Below are 19671 nucleotides of genomic sequence, written 5' to 3'. Positions count from 1 at the left end.
GACGTTTAGTACTTCAGCATGAAAGAGCGATAAGCCTTCAGCACCTGCAAGAAATCCTCGACGCCGCAGAATGAGAGACTTTCTTCGTCATAATAATTCATCCCCTCTTCCATCTCGTCGCCTTCAAACTCCAGCAGATTGGCACGGATCATCACCTCCTCACCATCCATCAGCAACGTGTATTCATGGCCTTCCAACTGCCATTGGCGTTCGCTGCCCTTTACCTCCGCCGCACCGGCTTCTATCCGGTCCAACAGGTTAAAGTCGCCTTTGAGTTCTTCGTTGATCCAGTGGCCAATGACCTCATGCCCCATCGAAAATCTGACGATCACCTGGCCGGTCACGTCACGCAGAAATTCGTAATCCATAGCACGCCTCCTGAGCACTTTCCTTTAGTGTAAACATTAATTCATGACTAACTCAGTGAGCGCTCGCAAAGTTGGCAACTGAGAAAAATAAAACGCCGGTGGCGCTATCGCCGCGCAATATAGCCGCTTGCGTCGGCAATGGGAAGTCGCCTTTCGCTCGCTCGATAGGCTCGCGGTTTTGTTTTGCTCCCCGTGGGCGAGACACTAAGCCCACCGCCATCTCCGCGGTGCACAAATTGCCCCGATAATCTTCTCGTCAGCCTGTCGGCATTAAGGATTAACTTAATCAAGTTGTTATAAAAAATAGAAAGAAAAGTTGGCGTTATTGCCGGGAGAAAAGTAAACCAGAACGGCTTATTTCGAGATATGGGTAAGGCAGGATCATGGAAAATGTTCAATAATCTTATTTATTCGAACAATGTAAAGAAAGTGAAGATGCATGTCAAAATAAGGCAAATAAAAACAATATGCCATTGAAAAATAAATATATTATTATAGCCATGACAATCCTTCTCTTTTGACTTTCTGCAAATATCGATTAGCTTTTACATTATGGAGCTTTAATAAAAGTTCAATACCGGCCAGAGGCGATTTCATCGCCTTCATATCTATCATCAAGATCAGGATGTGTGCCATGAAATACATTATCCCAATCGTAGCACTGAGCATTATTTTCTCGGCGTCTTCTTTTGCCGCCAAGCAGATCACCCTCGAAGATTCTGCCAGCTATACAAAACTCGGCGACCTCTCAATCCAACAAACCGGCGTGCCAACCGTCGGACATAAAGGCATCTCCAACGCTGTCGATCAAAAATGCAATGAACTCAGCGGATTGAGCGGCAAAGATTGCTACTACCGAATTGTCGGTGCATCCGGCCAGGAAAGCGACCATAAAGACATCCACGTTGAAATCTTCAAAAAGTAGACAGTGGGTAACCCCATTTTGTGAGCATGAAAACAAGCAGGCATGATTGCCATAAAAAACGGGGGCCTTTATAGGCCCCCGCTTCACATGACGACTCTGTCACTCAATTAAACCGCGGTTTGGAAAATCACGCCGTCAGCTTTTTCAGTGTACTGGCCCAGTTGGTCAAAGTTCAGATAACGGTAGGTATCCGCCGCTGTCTTGTCGACCTGCGCCATATAAGTCTGATACTCGTCCGGCGTTGGCAGACGACCCAGCAACGAAGCAACCGCAGCCAATTCTGCAGACGCCAGATAGACATTAGCGCCGGTCCCCAGACGGTTCGGGAAGTTACGGGTCGAAGTGGAAACCACCGTCGCACCGTCAGCCACACGCGCCTGGTTACCCATGCACAGTGAACAGCCCGGGATCTCGATACGCGCGCCGCTCTTGCCGAATACGCTGTAGTAGCCTTCTTCGGTCAACTGAGCCGCATCCATCTTGGTTGGTGGAGCAACCCACAGACGCGTTGGCAGCTGACCCTTGTGCTGATCCAGCAGCTTGCCGGCAGCACGGAAGTGACCGATGTTGGTCATGCAAGAGCCGATGAACACTTCATCGATCTTGCTGTTGGCCACGTCGGACAGCAGGCGCGCATCGTCAGGATCGTTTGGTGCACACAGGATTGGCTGAGTAATCTCGGCCAGATCGATGTCGATCACCGCGGCGTATTCTGCATCCGCATCGCCTTCCATCAATTGTGGATCCGCCAGCCATTTTTCCATGCCCTGGATACGACGCTCCAACGTACGGCGATCGCCGTAACCTTCGGAGATCATCCACTTCAGCAGCACGATGTTGGAGTTCAGGTACTCTTGGATCGGCGCCTTATCCAGCTTGATGGTACAACCGGCAGCAGAACGTTCAGCAGAAGCATCGGTCAGTTCAAATGCCTGCTCAACTTTCAGATCCGGCAGGCCTTCAATTTCCAGGATACGACCGGAGAAGATGTTCTTCTTGCCCTTTTTCTCCACCGTCAGCAGACCCTGTTGGATCGCGTAGTAAGGGATAGCATGTACCAGGTCACGTAAAGTGATGCCCGGCTGCATTTTGCCTTTGAAGCGAACCAGAACGGATTCTGGCATATCCAACGGCATAACGCCGGTCGCAGCAGCAAAGGCCACCAGACCAGAACCCGCAGGGAAAGAAATACCGATCGGGAAACGGGTATGTGAGTCACCACCGGTACCTACAGTATCCGGCAGCAGCATACGGTTCAACCAGGAGTGGATAACACCGTCGCCTGGACGCAGCGATACACCGCCACGGTTCATAATAAAGTCTGGCAGCGTGTGGTGCGTGGTCACGTCAACCGGTTTAGGGTACGCGGCTGTGTGACAGAAGGACTGCATCACCAGATCGGCAGAGAAACCCAGACAGGCCAGATCTTTGAGCTCGTCACGGGTCATCGGGCCGGTGGTGTCCTGAGAACCAACAGAGGTCATCTTAGGTTCACAATATTCACCCGGACGCACGCCGGCAACGCCACAGGCGCGGCCAACCATTTTCTGCGCCAGTGAGAAGCCTTTGTTGCTGGCTGCCACTTCTTTGGCAACACGGAACACGTCGCTGTGCGGCAAGCCCAGCGCTTCACGAGCTTTAGTGGTCAAGCCACGGCCGATGATCAGCGGGATACGGCCACCGGCGCGCACTTCATCAAGCAGCACATCGGTTTTCAGTTCGAAGTTCGCGATCAGTTCGCCCGTTTCATGGTTACGCACTTCGCCTTTGTACGGATAGACGTCGATCACGTCACCCATGTTCAGGTCATTCACGTCCACTTCAATCGGCAGCGCACCGGCATCTTCCATGGTGTTGAAGAAGATTGGCGCAATTTTACCGCCCAGTACCACACCACCACCGCGCTTGTTAGGCACATACGGGATGTCGTCACCCATAAACCACAATACCGAGTTGGTGGCCGATTTACGGGAAGAACCGGTACCGACCACGTCACCGACATAGGCCAGGGGGAAGCCTTTTTTGTTCAGCAGTTCGATTTGCTTGATCGGGCCAACACTGCCCGGCTGATCCGGCACGATACCTTCACGTTCGTTCTTCAGCATCGCCAAGGCGTGCAAGGGGATATCTGGACGAGACCAGGCATCCGGCGCCGGTGACAGATCATCGGTATTGGTTTCACCAGTGACTTTGAACACGGTAACGGTGAGTTTTTCTGCCAATTTTGGACGTGACAGATACCATTCGGCATCGGCCCAGGACTGCATGATCTGCTTGGCGTGCGGATTACCCGCTTTGGCTTTTTCTTCTACGTCATAGAAGTTGTCAAACATCAGCAGCGTATGGGACAACGCTTTAGCAGCAATCGGTGCCAGCTTTTCGTTATCCAACGCGTCAATCAGCGGATGAATGTTGTAGCCACCCTGCATGGTGCCTAACAGTTCAATGGCTTTCTCTGGGGTAATCAGGGGAGATGTTGCTTCGCCTTTGGCGATGGCCGCCAGGAAACCTGCTTTGACATAGGCGGCTTCGTCGACGCCTGGTGGTACACGGTTAATCAGCAGGTCTAACAGGAATTCTTCTTCGCCTTTTGGCGGATTCTTTAATGATTCAACCAGCGCTGCCATTTGGGTGGCGTCTAACGGCTTAGGGACGATGCCCTCTGCAGCACGCTCGGCTACGTGCTTACGGTATTCTTCTAGCACGACATTCTCCTCGCTCTCATTGTCATTTATTGTGCCTGGCGTTTTGTACCCGTCGCCTTTAAGCCACAGGGTATATCTTCAAACCGGGTTTAGCGCACGGTGTTGATGCCATTGATCCTGACGGGGCACTGCTGTCGATGTCCTGGACTGTAAGTACAGTGCCCGGTTCCGCTCAGCCAGCATATCAGGATTTGAATTGGTTGTTAATTCGTTCACATAAAAGCAACATTAAATCTTTGCTGAATCGTTGAGCGCAGTGTAATCGGCTGCTACACCTGCCAGCCGGGGCTGTAGGACGGTTCCGTCTACACCATAATTCAGCCTGATGAGAACAACACAATACCCACTCACTTACAATGGTTAACGGTTGCAAAAATCGAAAGTTGAGAGCGAAAGACACAAAAAAACCGCCCCAGGTGAAGGCGGTTCTCTTGTTCCGTTCGGTGTTAGCAGGCACCTTACGGATTTCTTACATCGTTAAAGAACGATACAAGCGCCACAAAGCAGGGACATTGTGCGCAAGAGCGATTAAAAAATCAACAAAAAGAATGTCCAACAGTTTATTTCAACGTACTATTAATGCGGGTCTGTTCTGCCGGTTTAGCAGCTGGTCATCGGGCTTGAGAACAGTGCTGCAACTACTGCGATACAGGCGCTACCGAGCGCTTGTTCCGCCGGGATTTTTCCGGTGAAGTCGCGGTGGTCGTGGTTCCACAGTGATCGCGCAATGAAAGGGAGTTCTATGTTTATCCTGCTCATTGTACTGGGATCGGCGTTTGGCGTGAACAAAGGGGGTTGGTCGATTAACGGCAACAACCTGACACTGAACGTTATATTCCAGAACAAGTAAGCTACTGGCCGCTCATTGAGCGGCCTTTTACTGAATTCCGCCCATAAAAAAACGGCCCCTTTACAGGAGCCGCTTATTACCCTTTCAAACCAGCAGAATTACTTCTTCTTGGCTTTCGGGTTAGGCAGATCGGTGATGCTGCCTTCGTAGATCTCAGCTGCCAAGCCTACGGATTCGTGCAGGGTTGGGTGAGCATGGATAGTCAGCGCGATGTCTTCTGCGTCACAACCCATCTCGATAGCCAGACCGATCTCACCCAGCAGCTCGCCGCCGTTGGTGCCGACAATCGCACCACCGATGATACGGTGAGTTTCTTTGTCGAAGATCAGTTTGGTCATGCCGTCAGCACAATCAGAAGCGATAGCACGGCCTGAAGCAGCCCACGGGAAGGTGGATGTTTCGTAGCTGATGCCTTTCTCTTTTGCTTCTTTCTCGGTCAGACCTACCCATGCAACTTCCGGCTCGGTATAAGCGATTGATGGGATAACTTTCGGGTCGAAGTAGTGTTTCATGCCGGCGATAACTTCAGCGGCAACGTGGCCTTCATGCACGCCTTTGTGCGCCAGCATCGGTTGACCGACGATGTCGCCGATAGCGAAGATGTGCGGCACGTTGGTGCGCAGTTGTTTGTCGACGTTAATGAAGCCACGTTCGTCAACTTCAACACCGGCTTTACCCGCTTCCAACAGCTTGCCGTTCGGTACACGACCGATAGCAACCAGCACCGCGTCGTAACGCTGTGGTTCTGCAGGTGCTTTCTTACCTTCCATCGTGACATAGATGCCGTCTTCTTTGGCTTCTACCGCGGTCACTTTGGTTTCCAGCATCAGGTTGAACTGCTTGCTGATGCGTTTGGTGAAGACTTTCACCACGTCTTTATCCGCTGCCGGGATCACCTGGTCAAACATTTCGACTACGTCGATCTGTGAACCCAGCGCATGGTATACGGTGCCCATTTCCAGGCCGATGATACCGCCGCCCATGACCAGCAGACGCTCTGGGACGGTTTTCAGTTCCAGTGCATCGGTAGAGTCCCACACGCGTGGATCTTCATGAGGAATGAATGGCAGTTGGATCGGACGAGAACCTGCGGCAATGATGGCATTGTCGAAGTTGATAGTCGTTGGGCCATTTTCGCCTTCAACAACCAGGGTGTTAGCGCCGGTGAACTTGCCCAGGCCGTTAACCACTTTCACTTTACGGCCTTTAGCCATACCAGCCAGACCGCCGGTCAGCTGATTGATGACTTTTTCTTTCCAAACACGCACTTTGTCGATGTCAGTTTTCGGCTCGCCGAAAACGATGCCGTGTTCGGCCAAGGCTTTGGCTTCTTCGATCACTTTGGCAACGTGCAACAGTGCTTTGGAAGGGATACATCCCACGTTCAGGCAAACACCGCCCAGAGTGGAATAACGTTCAACCAGAACGGTTTCAAGACCTAAGTCAGCGCAACGAAAGGCAGCAGAGTAACCTGCCGGGCCCGCCCCAAGTACCACGACCTGAGTTTTAATTTCAGTACTCATCATGACCTCTTAATTTATTGTCCGGCGGGTCAGACGTCATTTATACCCGTCATACTCGAAGCTGCCTCTGCGTTGGCTAGGTTCATTCACCCGAATCACTTACTGACGTAAGCTCGACGGGATTCACTCACTTGCCGCCTTGATGCAACTGCAATTATTTAAGGTATGTTATTAATCGATCTCATAACGCCCTTCATCCACCGGGACGCTTACACCGCGAGCAGTTTACAGAATTGTTAATAATCTGCAAAGCGTGTTCGAGTGACCCGTGTCTCAACAATTTTGTCGAGTCATGCAAAAACCGACAAAACTGCTACTGAAGTAGTAAGGGCGCAGCATGCTGCGCCCTTTTTTTATCACATAACCATACGGCGGATATCCGCCAGCATGTTGTTGATGATGGTAATAAAGCGCGCACCATCAGCACCGTCAATGACACGGTGGTCGAAGGAGAGCGACATTGGCATCATCAGGCGCGGAACGAACTCTTTACCGTTCCAGACCGGTTCCATAGCAGACTTGGAAACGCCCAAGATAGCAACTTCTGGTGCATTCACGATCGGTGCGAAGTGAGTCGTCCCGATACCGCCCAGGCTAGAGATGGTGAAACACCCGCCCTGCATTTCGCCTGCGGTCAGCTTACCGTCACGTGCTTTCTTGGAGATAGCCATCAGTTCGCGGGACAGTTCAGTGATGCTCTTCTTGTTCACATCTTTGAATACCGGCACAACCAGACCGTTTGGCGTATCAACCGCAACACCTACGTTGATGTATTTCTTCAACGTCAGCTTCTGGCCATCTTCGGACAGAGAACTGTTGAAGCGCGGCATCTGCTCCAGAGCAGCGGCAACAGCTTTCATGATGAACACCACAGGGGTGAACTTCACATCCAGCTTACGTTTAGCCGCTTCTTCGTTCTGTTGCTTACGGAAAGCTTCCAGATCGGTAATGTCTGTTTTGTCGAAGTGCGTAACGTGCGGGATCATCACCCAGTTACGGCTCAGGTTAGCACCAGAGATTTTCTGAATGCGACCCAGTTCAACTTCTTCAATCTCACCGAACTTGCTGAAGTCCACTTTCGGCCAAGGCAGCATACCTGGCAGACCGCCACCGGCAGCAGCAGTTGGCGCCGCTTCTGCACGTTTGACCGCGTCTTTCACGTAAGTCTGAACGTCTTCGCGCAGGATACGGCCTTTACGACCGGTGCCTTTCACTTTCGCCAGGTTTACGCCGAATTCACGCGCCAGACGGCGAATGACCGGGGTAGCATGCACATAAGCGTCGTTCTCAGCGAACTCGCCTTTGGCAGCTGGAGCAGCCTGCGCGGCAGGTGCCGGGCTGGCAGCCGGAGCCGGTGCAGCTTCTGCTTTCTGGGCAGGTGCCGCAGCAGCAGGCGCAGCGCCTTCAACTTCGAATACCATGATCAGAGAACCGGTTTTCACTTTGTCACCGGCGCTGATTTTGATTTCTTTTACGGTACCTGCGAACGGTGCCGGCACTTCCATAGAAGCCTTGTCACCTTCAACGGTGATCAGTGACTGTTCAGCGGCAACTTTGTCGCCCACTTTCACCATCACTTCGGTCACTTCTACTTCGTCGCCACCGATGTCCGGCACTGCAACGTCTTTAGCTGCAGACGCAGCCGGTGCCGCAGCGGCCGCCGGTGCTTGTGCCGCTGCTGGAGCCGCAGCAGATGCTGCGCCAGCCACTTCGAATACCATGATCAGGGAACCGGTGGTGACTTTGTCGCCGGTAGCGATCTTGATCTCTTTCACGGTGCCCGCGAACGGTGCCGGAACTTCCATTGACGCTTTATCGCCTTCAACGGTGATCAGGGACTGCTCGGCTTCCACCTTATCGCCCACTTTCACCAGGATCTCGGTGACTTCAACTTCGTCAGCACCAATGTCTGGTACCGCAACGTCTTTGGCTGCAGCGGCAGCCGGCGCAGCAGGAGCAGCAGCCGGTTTTTCTTCCGCCTTGGCCGCTGGCGCAGCAGCCGCTGCGCCTTCTGCTTCAAAGATCATCAGCAGTTTGCCCGTTTCGGTTTTATCACCGACGGAAACCTTGATCTCTTTAACCACACCCGCCTGCGGGGATGGGACTTCCATGGAAGCTTTATCACCTTCAACGGTGATCAGCGATTGTTCTGCTTCAACTTTATCGCCAACCTTCACCAGAATTTCGGTGATTTCCACTTCGTCTGCACCGATGTCCGGTACTTTAATTTCGATAGACATTCTTCAGTACCTCTTATGCCAGACGCGGGTTAACTTTTTCTGGGTTGATGTCGAATTTCTTAATCGCATCAGCTACCACAGAAGCTTCGATTTCACCGCGTTTAGCCAGTTCACCCAGTGCAGCAACCACAACGTAAGAAGCATCAACTTCAAAGTGGTGGCGCAGGTTTTCGCGGCTGTCTGAACGACCGAAGCCGTCAGTACCCAGTACGCGATAGTCGCTGGCTGGAACGTAAGTACGAACCTGTTCTGCGAACAGCTTCATGTAGTCGGTAGACGCAACCGCTGGCGCATCGTTCATCACCTGAGCAATGTAAGGTACGCGTGGGGTTTCGGTTGGGTGCAACATGTTCCAACGCTCACAATCCTGGCCGTCACGCGCCAGTTCAGTGAAGGAAGTCACGCTGTAGATGTCAGAGCCAACACCGTAGTCGTCTGCCAGGATCTTCGCCGCATCACGTACGTGACGCAGAATAGAACCTGAACCCAGCAACTGAACCTTACCTTTGCTGCCTGCCAGAGTGTCCAGCTTGTAGATACCTTTACGGATACCTTCTTCTGCACCCTGCGGCATTGCCGGCATGTGGTAGTTTTCGTTCAGTGTGGTGATGTAGTAGTAGACGTTTTCTTGTGCGTCACCGTACATGCGGACCAGACCGTCGTGCATGATCACTGCCACTTCGTATGCGTAAGCTGGATCGTAAGAGATACAGTTAGGGATAGTCAGGGACTGGATGTGGCTGTGGCCGTCTTCGTGCTGCAGACCTTCACCGTTCAGGGTGGTACGACCGGAAGTACCGCCGATCAGGAAGCCGCGAGCCTGTTGGTCGCCTGCTGCCCAGCACAGGTCACCGATACGCTGGAAACCGAACATCGAATAGTAGATGTAGAACGGAATCATTGGCAGATCGTTGGTGCTGTAAGACGTCGCTGCGGCCAGCCATGAAGATGCTGCGCCCAGTTCGTTGATGCCTTCCTGCAGGATCTGGCCTTTCTCGTCTTCTTTGTAGTAAGCAACCTGCTCACGGTCCTGCGGGGTGTACTGCTGGCCGTTCGGGCTGTAGATACCGATCTGACGGAACAGACCTTCCATACCAAAGGTACGCGCTTCGTCGGCGATGATTGGAACCAGGCGATCTTTGATCGACTTGTTCTTCAACATCACGTTCAGGGCACGCACGAAGGCGATGGTGGTAGAGATTTCTTTGTTCTGCTCTTCCAGCAGTGAGCTGAAGTCTTCCAGTGCCGGCATTTCCAGTTTCTGGGTGAACGCTGGCAGACGGGTCGGTACATAACCTTTCAGTGCCTGGCGGCGCTCGTGCAGGTATTTGTACTCTTCAGACTCTTTCTCGAAGGTGATGTATGGCAGTTTTTCGATGTCAGCATCGGCAACCGGCACATTGAAACGATCGCGGAAGTGGTGAACCCCTTCCATGTTCATTTTCTTCACCTGGTGAGCAATGTTTTTACCTTCCGCGGTTTCACCCATGCCGTAACCTTTGATGGTATGGGCCAGGATAACGGTTGGTTTGCCTTGGGTGTCCTGCGCTTTTTTCAGTGCAGCAAAGACTTTCTTCGGATCGTGACCACCACGGTTCAGCGCCCAGATTTCGTCGTCGGTCATGTCTTTGACCAGAGCAGCGGTTTCTGGGAAGCGGCCGAAGAAGTGCTCACGGACATAAGCGCCGTCTTTGGATTTGAAGGTCTGGTAATCGCCGTCCAGGGTTTCGTTCATCAGTTGGATCAGCTTGCCGCTGGTGTCTTTACGCAGCAGCTCGTCCCAACGACCACCCCAAATGACTTTCAGTACCTGCCAGCCAGCGCCAGCGAAGATGCCTTCCAGTTCATTGATGATCTTGCCGTTACCGGTGACCGGGCCATCCAGACGCTGCAAGTTACAGTTGATGACAAAGACCAGGTTGTCGAGCTTCTCACGGGTAGCGATAGTGATCGCGCCCTTGGATTCTGGCTCGTCCATCTCGCCATCGCCCAGGAAGGCGTAAACGGTTTGAGCAGAGGTATTTTTCAGGCCACGGTGTTCCAGATATTTCAGGAACTTCGCTTGATAGATGGCGCTGATTGGACCCAGACCCATAGAAACGGTCGGGAACTGCCAGAATTCAGGCATCAGTTTTGGATGCGGGTAAGAGGACAAGCCTTTACCGTGAACTTCCTGACGGAAGTTGTTCATTTGGTCTTCGGTCAAGCGGCCTTCAAGGAAGGCACGTGCGTAAACGCCCGGAGAGATGTGGCCCTGGAAGTAAACCAGATCGCCGCCATCTTGCTCGTTGCGTGCACGGAAGAAGTGGTTGAAGCAGACTTCATAGAAGGTCGCAGAAGACTGGAAGGAAGCCATGTGGCCGCCCAGGTCCAGATCTTTTTTGGAAGCACGAAGAACGGTCATTACCGCATTCCAGCGAATGGCGCTGCGGATACGACGTTCAAGATCCAAGTTACCAGGGTAAGCAGGTTCGTCTTCCACCGCGATGGTGTTGACGTAGTTGTGAGCTGCAGCACCGGCTGCAACACTAACACCGCCTTTACGGGCTTCACCCAGAACCTGATCAATCAGAAACTGAGCTCGCTCAACACCCTCTTCACGGATGACCGATTCGATCGCCTGCAGCCAGTCGCGGGTTTCGATCGGATCCACGTCATTGTTTAAACGTTCTGACATGGTGGTATTCCTTATCTGTCTAATGGTTTGTTTTGGAGCCTGTCTTCCTGTGTTCTGAGGCAAAACACACGAAGACAGGCCCATCAGTTTAGTTGCCGCTTAAATGCTTAACTAAGCACTTCGAACGTAAGCCCCACAGGCTGGTGTACCCTGAAGAGAACCGTTCTTAATCCTTGCGTTGCTGGAGACGCCGCAGCGATCTCTCGCGTCGAGTATGCTCCCGACTGAGATCCAGCAAGATTTCCTCGATAAACGCCAAATGGCGGTGCGAGGCTTCACGAGCCTTTTCCGGCTCGCGTGCCACTATCGCCTCAAAAATTCCGGCGCGGTGGCTGCTCACTTTTGCCAACATCTCACGGCGCGAGTAGAGCAATTCAAAGTTCTGTCGTACGTTCTGTTCCAGCATCGGCCCCATACAGCGCAGCAGGTGCAGTAACACAACGTTATGGGCAGCTTCGGTCACGGCGATTTGGTACTGCATGACCGCGTCCGCTTCGGCGTCAAGATCGCCGCTTTCCTGGGCCTGCTGAATCACAATGTGGCAATCGCGGATGCGTGCCAGATCTTCGTCGGTCCCGCGCAACGCCGCGTAATAGGCAGCAATGCCTTCGAGGGCATGACGGGTTTCTAACAGATCGAATTGCGATTCAGGATGGTCGGCCAGCAGTTCAGCCAGCGGATCGCTGAAGCTCTGCCACAGATTAGTTTGTACGAAGGTGCCACCGCCCTGACGGCGCAGGAGCAGCCCTTTAGCTTCCAGGCGCTGGATGGCCTCTCTCAGAGAAGGACGGGAAACATCAAATTGTTTCGCCAGTTCGCGCTCCGGTGGCAGTTTCTCGCCTGGACGCAGTGTACCCTCGAGGATCAGGTGTTCGAGCTGCTGCTCAATCACATCTGACAACTTGGGTTGGCGGATTTTGCTGTAGGCCATGGGTGAATTCTTCTCTGCGAATGGCGCGGAGTCAATTGGTAATACCAATTTCAAAAACGTGACGGTAAAGTAACAAAGTATTCACCTCCTGTCCATATGGGCCTTGATCGAAATCAGGTTACCCGCACATTTTAACACCTCAATTCCAGACCTGCTGCAAACCGCTAACGCACGCGTGGTAATACCATTTACGCGGTAGGTTCTTGATTTAACTTTTGCGAAACCTTCCAGTCAGCAGACTGAGGCCTCAAGGGCAGGATATTACTGCATGTTTATTAAGCTTTAACGAATACCTATTTGCATCGCAAAAGGTCCATTTAACCGGTTAATACTTCGCCACCGACAACCCACGCCATCTAAATTATTTTTGCGCATTATGTGAGTTATTGCTTATTTCATGCATTGAATCCCCCCTGCCGTCACACAACCCGCATTTTGTTTCCTAAACTGCTGAAATCTTAATCACTCACAACATAAAGCAGGTGCAAACTGAAGCGCATAACATTATTCTTTGCCAAACGGTAGCGGCTCCGTGGAATTAATAGATATAACGCCGTAAATAAAACAAAACACACATCGTAACCACTGCTTTACAGCATGTGAGTAATTCTGCAACGACAGAGGGTTTCATTAATGGATGGTCAACAGCATGGCGACCAGCTGAAACGCGGCCTGAAAAACCGCCATATTCAGCTTATTGCTTTAGGGGGCGCTATTGGTACCGGGCTATTTCTCGGTATCGCGCAAACAATAAAGATGGCCGGTCCATCGGTTATTCTCGGCTATGCCATTGGCGGCTTTATCGCATTTCTGATCATGCGCCAACTGGGTGAAATGGTGGTAGAAGAGCCGGTTGCCGGTTCCTTTAGTCACTTTGCCTACAAATACTGGGGCAACTTCGCCGGTTTTGCTTCCGGCTGGAACTACTGGGTGCTGTACGTTTTGGTTGCCATGGCGGAACTGACCGCGGTCGGTATCTATGTGCAGTACTGGTGGCCCGAGATCCCAACCTGGGTGTCTGCGGCAGTGTTCTTCCTGGCCATTAACGCCATCAACCTGGCAAACGTGAAGGTGTATGGCGAAATGGAATTCTGGTTCGCCATTATCAAGGTCGTGGCGATTATCGGCATGATCGTGTTCGGCGCCTATTTGCTGTTTAGCGGCATGGGGGGCCCAGAGGCCACCGTGACCAACCTGTGGGCTCAGGGCGGGTTCTTCCCGAACGGCATCATGGGGCTGGTGATGGCAATGGCGGTGATCATGTTCTCGTTCGGCGGGCTGGAACTGGTCGGCATCACCGCAGCGGAAGCAGACAACCCACAGAAAAGCATTCCTAAAGCGACCAACCAGGTCATCTACCGTATCCTGCTGTTCTATATCGGTTCACTGGCAATCCTGCTGTCACTGTACCCGTGGGGGAAAGTGGTTGAAGGCGGCAGTCCGTTCGTACTTATCTTCCACGCACTGAACAGCAACCTGGTGGCAACGGTACTGAACGTCGTGGTGTTGACCGCCGCGCTGTCGGTGTACAACAGCTGTGTTTACTGTAACAGCCGCATGCTGTACGGCTTGGCTAAACAGGGTAATGGTCCGAAGAGTTTGCTGAAGGTCGATGGCCGCGGGGTGCCCGTCATTGCGATTGCCGTCTCCGCAACGGCCACGGCATTCTGTGTGCTGATTAACTATCTGATCCCTGGCCGCGCCTTCGAACTGCTGATGGCGTTGGTGGTATCGGCACTGGTGATTAACTGGGCGATGATCAGCCTGGCACACCTGAAGTTCCGTGCAGCCAAGAACCGTGAAGGCGTAGAACCAAAGTTCAAAGCCTTCTGGTATCCGTTCAGCAACTACCTGTGCCTGGTGTTCATGGCCGGCATTCTGGTGATCATGTACCTGACGCCGGGGATTCAAATCTCGGTGTTGCTGATCCCCGTTTGGGTAGCGGTACTGGCCATCGGTTACGCCGTCAAGCAGCGTAGCCAGCGCGCAGTAAGCGCAACCCACCGCGGATAAGCTTTTCCCAAAACAAAATGGCCCGCAGATTGATCGTCTGCGGGCCATTTTTTTAGCTTAACTCAACCTATTTATGACGCAAGGCTTTCACCTGTTCGGCAGTCACATCCGCCGGTAATCCGCCCCAGGTCACACGCAGATAGTTCACCAGTTCCGCCACCTGCGCATCATCCAGCCGGTCGCCAAAGGCTGGCATGCTTTGCATACTTTCATCGTTAGGGAATTGCTGCGCCGGCAAACCGTCCAGTACCGAGACAATCAGGTTTTTTGCGTCCGGTTGGCGCAGCGTGGCGTTATCGCGCATCGCCACCGCCACGTGCGGTTTACCCTCGCCTTCACGCGCATGGCAACCCGAGCACTGATCCAGATAGCTGATGCGTCCGGCATCGCTACCCTGGCCGATTTTGACCGGTACTGCTGCCGGCGGTTGCTCACCCATCAGATAGGTCGCCAACGCCTGATGATCTTCCGGCGTCAGGTGACGCGTGCTGAGATCGACCACCATATGCATCTCGCTGAAAGCGGAACCCTGCGGTGCTATACCGGTCGCGAGGAAACGGCTCAGATCGTCCGGCGTCCAACCGCGTTGTGCCAACCCATGCGGCGTAATGTTCGGCGCCATAAAGCGCCCCAAATCACCGCCCTGCATCGGTTTGCCGAGATCCATCTGCCCCAGCATGCCGCGCGGCGTGTGACATTCGCCACAGTGGCCCAGCGTATCCGCCAGATAGCGACCGCGCTGCCACTGGGCTGAATCACCCTGCGAGCTGGCCGGCAGCGGATCCTGGCTGCGGAACAGCAGATTCCAGCCAATCAACGCCATGCGTTGATTGAACGGGAATGGCATGGCGTTTTCTGGAATGGCGACATCTACCGCCGGGCGAGTCATCAGGTAAGCATAGATATCATCGGCATCTTGGCGCGACATGCCTTTATACGAGGTATAAGGCATCGCCGGATACAGATGACGCCCGCCGGGTGCCACACCCTGAGTCAGCGCCAGGAAGAAGTCGTCTTTGGTCCAGCGGCCAATACCTTGGTCGGCAGAAGGTGTCAGGTTACTGCCGTAGATCGTGCCAAATGGCGTATCAAGGGGATAACCGCCAGCCATTGGCGCACCGCCACTGGCGGTGTGGCAGGCGGCACAGTCGGCAGCCTGAGCCAGATAACGACCACGGGCAACCTGTTCAGTACTGGCCGTCACCTGCTGCACAGGGCCATCATAATGGCGGTTTTCACGCCACCACAGCACGGCAATGATGACAATCACCACCAGCAGGATCAACAGCGCGAGACGTTTCTTCATTGCGCAGTCTCCTTCACCAGACCTGGGGTTTTCAGCACCACATCACGTACGGCTTCGTAATAGCGCACATAGCCCGTACAGCGGCAGATATGGCTGTCCAGCGCCTGTTCAATAGCGCTTTCCAGTTGCTCGCGGGCTATCGGTTCACGCTTAAGTTTTTCCACGAAAATGGTGGCAGCGTTGACAAAGCCCGGCGTGCAGTAGCCACACTGGAAGCTGTAATGCTCCAGGAAAGCCTGCTGAATAGGGGAAAGCTCGACGACCTCGCCTTGTTCATCCACCTTGGCGTGACCTTCGACCGTGCGCACTTTCTTGCCGCTGAAGAAATGTGCGCCGGTGATGCAGGTACGCACTTCCTCACTGGTGCCGCTCGGATGATCGACAATCGCCACACAGGCGTGACAAATCCCCTGCCCGCAGCCAAGGCGTGAGCCGGTCAGGTCGAGATATTCATGCAGGAAATCGATCATCATCAGCCCTTCCGGCACGTCGATAGGGCCGTACTGCTTGTCGTTGATGGTCAGGGAAATTGGCTGGGTTTTAATGCTCATTGTAATACCTCACGAATATTTTCTGCACGAACGGGCAAATCACGGAAACGATGGCCGGTAGCGTCGGCGATAGCGTTGACCAGTGCGGCAACCACTGGGATCATCACCACTTCAGCCATACCTTTTGGCGGATCGGTTTCCGACAGCGCGGGCAGGATGTCATCAGTCTGTTTCCAGACCGCCACATCGCTGGCTCGCGGCAGGTGATAACGGTTAAAGTTCCAGGTACCGTTACCGGGTCCGTCTTCGTACAGCGGTAAATATTCGTGCAGCGCATGGCCGATACCCATCGCCAACCCACCCTGCAATTGGCCAGAAACCAGTTCCGGCACAATCAGGTTGCCGCACTCCATGATGGAATGGTGGTTCAACAGTTCCACCTGGCCGGTTGCGATATCCACCGCCACTTCCGCCAGTGTTCCGACGGCACTGTAATACGTCACCGCAGCGTTATTGCGCTGAGTCGGTGGGTAATAGACCTGGTTGCGCGCCAGCGTCTTGAACTCACCGTTGGCATTGCGTACCGCCAGCCCGTCAATCGGTAGACGTTCACTCTTGCCGCCCAGGGTGAAGTCCGCTTCCGCCCACTGCCAACGGTTGAACACGTGCACCGCCGCACCGGTGATCCCGCCCATCTGGTAGGCTTTTTTCGCCAACAGTTCCAGGCTCAGCACCTCCATACCCGCAGCGGTCAACCCGCCTTCCACCCAACGTGCGTCTTCTCTGCGCACCACCAAGGGGGCAGCCTGGCCACCGCCGATGCCGGATTGCCAAATGGCCATCGCCGCCGGCCACAGACCATGGTCGAATATCAACCGTGCAGCTTCGCGTGTGCTGTGTGAGAAGTAATATGCCGAGTTACTGGCACTGGACGGCGAACAGTAGCTTGGTGTCCAGGCTGGGTTGGCTTGCAACCGATCCTGATCGGCCTGTGACATGATATAAGGATCGCCGCTGGTGACCATTGGTAACACCGACCAATCGGTCACCGAGAAGTGCGCCTCATCTGCCGGTTTGCCCAGCCACTGAGCACACAGCACCGACTGCGAAGTCGACATCCCGGTCCCCATCTCCGCACCGCTGTGATGCAGCATGATGCGCCCATCTTCCGCCAGTTCAACACGGGCGAACGAAGTCTCGGCACCGGTACCGAAGTCTTTTTGCACGCAACCGAAGCCAACGCCAAAACGTTTGCCTGGGTGCTGGCTTTCAAATTCCGCCTTACGCTGGGCACGTTGCAACCACATCTCATGCTTGGCGGCCTTTTCCAGCACTTCATCGGCACGAATGGCCCCGGCAGGAATCGCACCCTGGGTATTTTTCATGCCGGATTTCAGCACGTTGCGCAAACGGAACTCGATCGGGTCAATCTTCAGCTCGGCAGCCAGCTCATCCACCATCATTTCGGTGGCAGCCATGCTTTGTAGCGTGCCATAGCCACGTGCCGATCCTGCGTCTATCGCACGTGAGGCTAACCCCACCGCAGACAAATCGCTTTTCGGGAAGTAGTAGATCGACTGCGCCGCGGTTGCCGCCACCATGACTACCGATGGCGTAAAGTTGCTACGACCGCCGCCGTCTGCCGTCATCTCGCCGTGGAATGACTGCAGCACGCCGGTGTGCCGATTCACCGCAATACGGTAATTCATGTCGAAAGCGTGGCGTTTGAGCGCGGTCTGGAACTGTTCAAAACGGTCATTGGCCAAGCGTACAGGACGCCCATCACCGTACATTGCCGCCACCGCCCCGTAGTACGGGAAGTTATAGTGATCTTTCGAACCGTAACCAACGGTGTAGCATGGGTGCAGAATCAGCTGTTTCACCGGCGGATTATGCTTAGCCAGCATACGCGGCATTTCATCTGCCACTTCCTGCGGTGACTGGGTAGGTATCACCAGATGCAAAGTCTGGGTCGCTGGGTCGAACCAACCGTTCGCGTTGTCCGGCTCCAGCGCAGAGGTATCCACTGACTGCGTCGTGTAGCGCCGCGACATTACCAGCCAGTCTTCCGGCGGGGTTTGCAGCTCATTGGCGATCATACCGGCGTAATACATGCCTTCCTGATCCAGCTTGCCGCCTTCACGGCCTTCTGGCCAAACCGGCAGGTGTTTCTTCATCGATACAGGGAAAATCGGCGTGTCTTTCAGGCTGGAGAAGCGATCGTCGTCAAACGGTTTATCTCCGCCAACGCGCACATAACGGAATGTCCCCCAGGGATCACGCTGCAGCGGGCCGGTTTCCGCCCCGTATTTCAGGGTTTCCTCACGGAATTTCAGCTTGTCTTTTGCAAAGCGGAAACGCGCGAAATCATGATAAATCAGGATGGCCACGGCTTGGCCGAGATAGGCTGGGGTTTTGCCGACGGGCAACAGCATGTCATCGCCGTAGAAGGCTGGGAACGCCAGGCCGTCACGGGCCAAATCCTCCGCCGTTACCAGTCTGTCTGGTTGTAAGTCGTCCCCCAGCAATGAGAGATCGATCCCCGCAAACAGCCTGTCGGCCTTGGTCACACGTAGAACGAAGGCATGTGCCTGCTGCTGCGGCCAATGCGGCATGTCGACCGCACGGATGTCACGCGCGAACACTTTTTGCCCCATCACTTTAGCGCGACCATCAATACGGAAGCGTATACGCTTTTCATGGGCATCCCAGTTCGGGGACTGGAGTATTTTTTGCTCAAACAGTGCGGCATAGGCGCGGCTGTACAATGGCGCGAGGTATACGGATACCCCCGCTATCACGGCGCTTTTGATAAAGCGACGCCGCGACGGGTTGAAATTGCTCATAAAAAAGTCCTTCGTATCTTTATTGTATTTTTGTATTCAGCGGTGTTGTTGCGCAAACGCTGACGACCTTGCCGTAGACGTCATAAGCATATGCTTATAACCAAAATTATGTGATGATTAACATGTTGTTTTCAACAAAAATACATCTCAAAAACACATAATTTTAGTAAGGTAATAAAAAGTTGCGCAAATTCGGGCGTGGAAAATGACAGCAGGCATACTGATCGCAGCCGCCGGACGTGGAGAACGTTTCTCCCAGGCCGGTGGCGAAGGCAATAAATTAAATGCTGCGTTTGTGGATGGTGCGGGTCAACAACGCTCGCTGTTTGAACAAACGCTGCGTCAGGCACTGGCTTCTGGCCTGCCGGTATGGGTAGTCACGCGACCGGATAACGTGCAAGTACAACAGATCTGCGCCACTTATCAGGTTGCGACCACGCTGCTCGCCAGCCCGGGTCTTGGCGATTCCATCGCCGCGGGCGTTAATGCAACGCCCCACTGGCAGGGCTGGTTGATACATTTGGCGGATATGCCGTTCGTTACACCCACCGTTTTCCAACGGGTGGCCAGCGCCCTGCAGCAACACGCCATTGTTCGCCCCATTTTCCAGCAGCAACCGGGTCATCCGGTCGGTTTTTCCGCTCTATTGCGCAAACAACTGTGCCAATTGCGTGGTGATAATGGGGCACGAGAGCTAGTTAAAGGGCAACCGGTGCATCTGCTTCCTGTTGAACAACCCGCTGTCGTGCAGGATATTGATCTTCCGTCGCAGCTCCCCGTCAGCGAGTAAATCATC

At 53.7% G+C, this 19671-nt stretch carries 12 protein-coding genes; 3 read left to right on the top strand and 9 right to left on the bottom strand.

Going from position 1 to position 19671, the window contains the following annotated elements; genetic code table 11:
• Nucleotides 1-5 precede the first annotated feature (5 nt).
• Nucleotides 6-368 (bottom strand): protein YacL, encoded by a 363-nt coding sequence (yacL, locus tag AC2FC2_RS21205; protein WP_037416800.1) that lies wholly within the window; start codon nt 366-368, stop codon nt 6-8.
• Between the two features lie 634 nt (nt 369-1002).
• On the opposite strand from yacL, the gene AC2FC2_RS21200 reads away from it, so the two are divergent.
• Nucleotides 1003-1293 carry a hypothetical protein gene (locus tag AC2FC2_RS21200; protein ID WP_265556821.1) on the top strand — a complete coding sequence of 97 codons (291 nt, stop codon included), beginning with the start codon at nt 1003-1005 and terminating at the stop codon, nt 1291-1293.
• A gap of 107 nt (nt 1294-1400) precedes the next feature.
• Here the strand turns inward: AC2FC2_RS21200 and acnB are convergent, their stop codons facing one another.
• The 5 genes from acnB to pdhR all read right to left on the bottom strand — a co-directional run bounded on the left by acnB (nt 1401) and on the right by pdhR (nt 12219).
• Nucleotides 1401-3998 carry a bifunctional aconitate hydratase 2/2-methylisocitrate dehydratase gene (gene acnB, locus AC2FC2_RS21195; protein WP_265556822.1) on the bottom strand — a complete coding sequence of 866 codons (2598 nt, stop codon included), beginning with the start codon at nt 3996-3998 and terminating at the stop codon, nt 1401-1403.
• 948 nt (nt 3999-4946) lie between these two features.
• Complete coding sequence (lpdA, locus tag AC2FC2_RS21190) at nt 4947-6371, bottom strand: dihydrolipoyl dehydrogenase (protein ID WP_012146711.1); 1425 nt, start codon at nt 6369-6371, stop codon at nt 4947-4949.
• A 356-nt stretch (nt 6372-6727) separates the two neighbouring features.
• Nucleotides 6728-8611: a pyruvate dehydrogenase complex dihydrolipoyllysine-residue acetyltransferase gene (gene aceF / locus AC2FC2_RS21185; protein WP_265556826.1), complete on the bottom strand. Its 1884-nt coding sequence runs from the start codon at nt 8609-8611 to the stop codon at nt 6728-6730.
• A 13-nt stretch (nt 8612-8624) separates the two neighbouring features.
• Nucleotides 8625-11288, bottom strand: coding sequence for a pyruvate dehydrogenase (acetyl-transferring), homodimeric type (gene aceE, locus AC2FC2_RS21180; protein ID WP_061807927.1), 2664 nt, complete (start codon nt 11286-11288; stop codon nt 8625-8627).
• A gap of 166 nt (nt 11289-11454) precedes the next feature.
• Nucleotides 11455-12219, bottom strand: coding sequence for a pyruvate dehydrogenase complex transcriptional repressor PdhR (gene pdhR / locus AC2FC2_RS21175; protein WP_020828585.1), 765 nt, complete (start codon nt 12217-12219; stop codon nt 11455-11457).
• A 633-nt stretch (nt 12220-12852) separates the two neighbouring features.
• Between pdhR and AC2FC2_RS21170 the strand changes: the two genes are divergently transcribed.
• Complete coding sequence (locus AC2FC2_RS21170; protein ID WP_209637520.1) at nt 12853-14232, top strand: amino acid permease; 1380 nt, start codon at nt 12853-12855, stop codon at nt 14230-14232.
• A 67-nt stretch (nt 14233-14299) separates the two neighbouring features.
• Here AC2FC2_RS21170 and AC2FC2_RS21165 read toward each other — a convergent pair whose 3' ends face one another.
• Genes AC2FC2_RS21165 through AC2FC2_RS21155 form a run of 3 tightly spaced genes read right to left on the bottom strand, consistent with a single transcriptional unit; the run spans nt 14300 to nt 18875 of the window.
• Entirely contained in the window at nt 14300-15538 is a 1239-nt protein-coding gene (locus AC2FC2_RS21165) for a c-type cytochrome (protein ID WP_490659872.1), read from the bottom strand.
• Nucleotides 15535-16089 carry a (2Fe-2S)-binding protein gene (locus AC2FC2_RS21160; protein ID WP_209637516.1) on the bottom strand — a complete coding sequence of 185 codons (555 nt, stop codon included), beginning with the start codon at nt 16087-16089 and terminating at the stop codon, nt 15535-15537. The genes AC2FC2_RS21165 and AC2FC2_RS21160 overlap by 4 nt, the downstream gene beginning before the upstream one ends.
• Nucleotides 16086-18875: a xanthine dehydrogenase family protein molybdopterin-binding subunit gene (locus AC2FC2_RS21155; RefSeq protein WP_265556831.1), complete on the bottom strand. Its 2790-nt coding sequence runs from the start codon at nt 18873-18875 to the stop codon at nt 16086-16088. Before AC2FC2_RS21155 ends, AC2FC2_RS21160 begins: the two co-directional genes overlap by 4 nt.
• Nucleotides 18876-19080: 205 nt before the next feature.
• On the opposite strand from AC2FC2_RS21155, the gene AC2FC2_RS21150 reads away from it, so the two are divergent.
• Nucleotides 19081-19665, top strand: a complete 585-nt coding sequence (locus AC2FC2_RS21150) for a nucleotidyltransferase family protein (RefSeq protein WP_209637512.1) — start codon at nt 19081-19083, stop codon at nt 19663-19665.
• The last annotated feature ends 6 nt before the right edge of the window (nt 19666-19671 follow it).

The sequence above is a fragment of the Serratia sp. CoH_122_TC_1 genome, from assembly GCF_058191755.1.
This window is presented reverse-complemented; position numbering and strand designations above follow the sequence as displayed.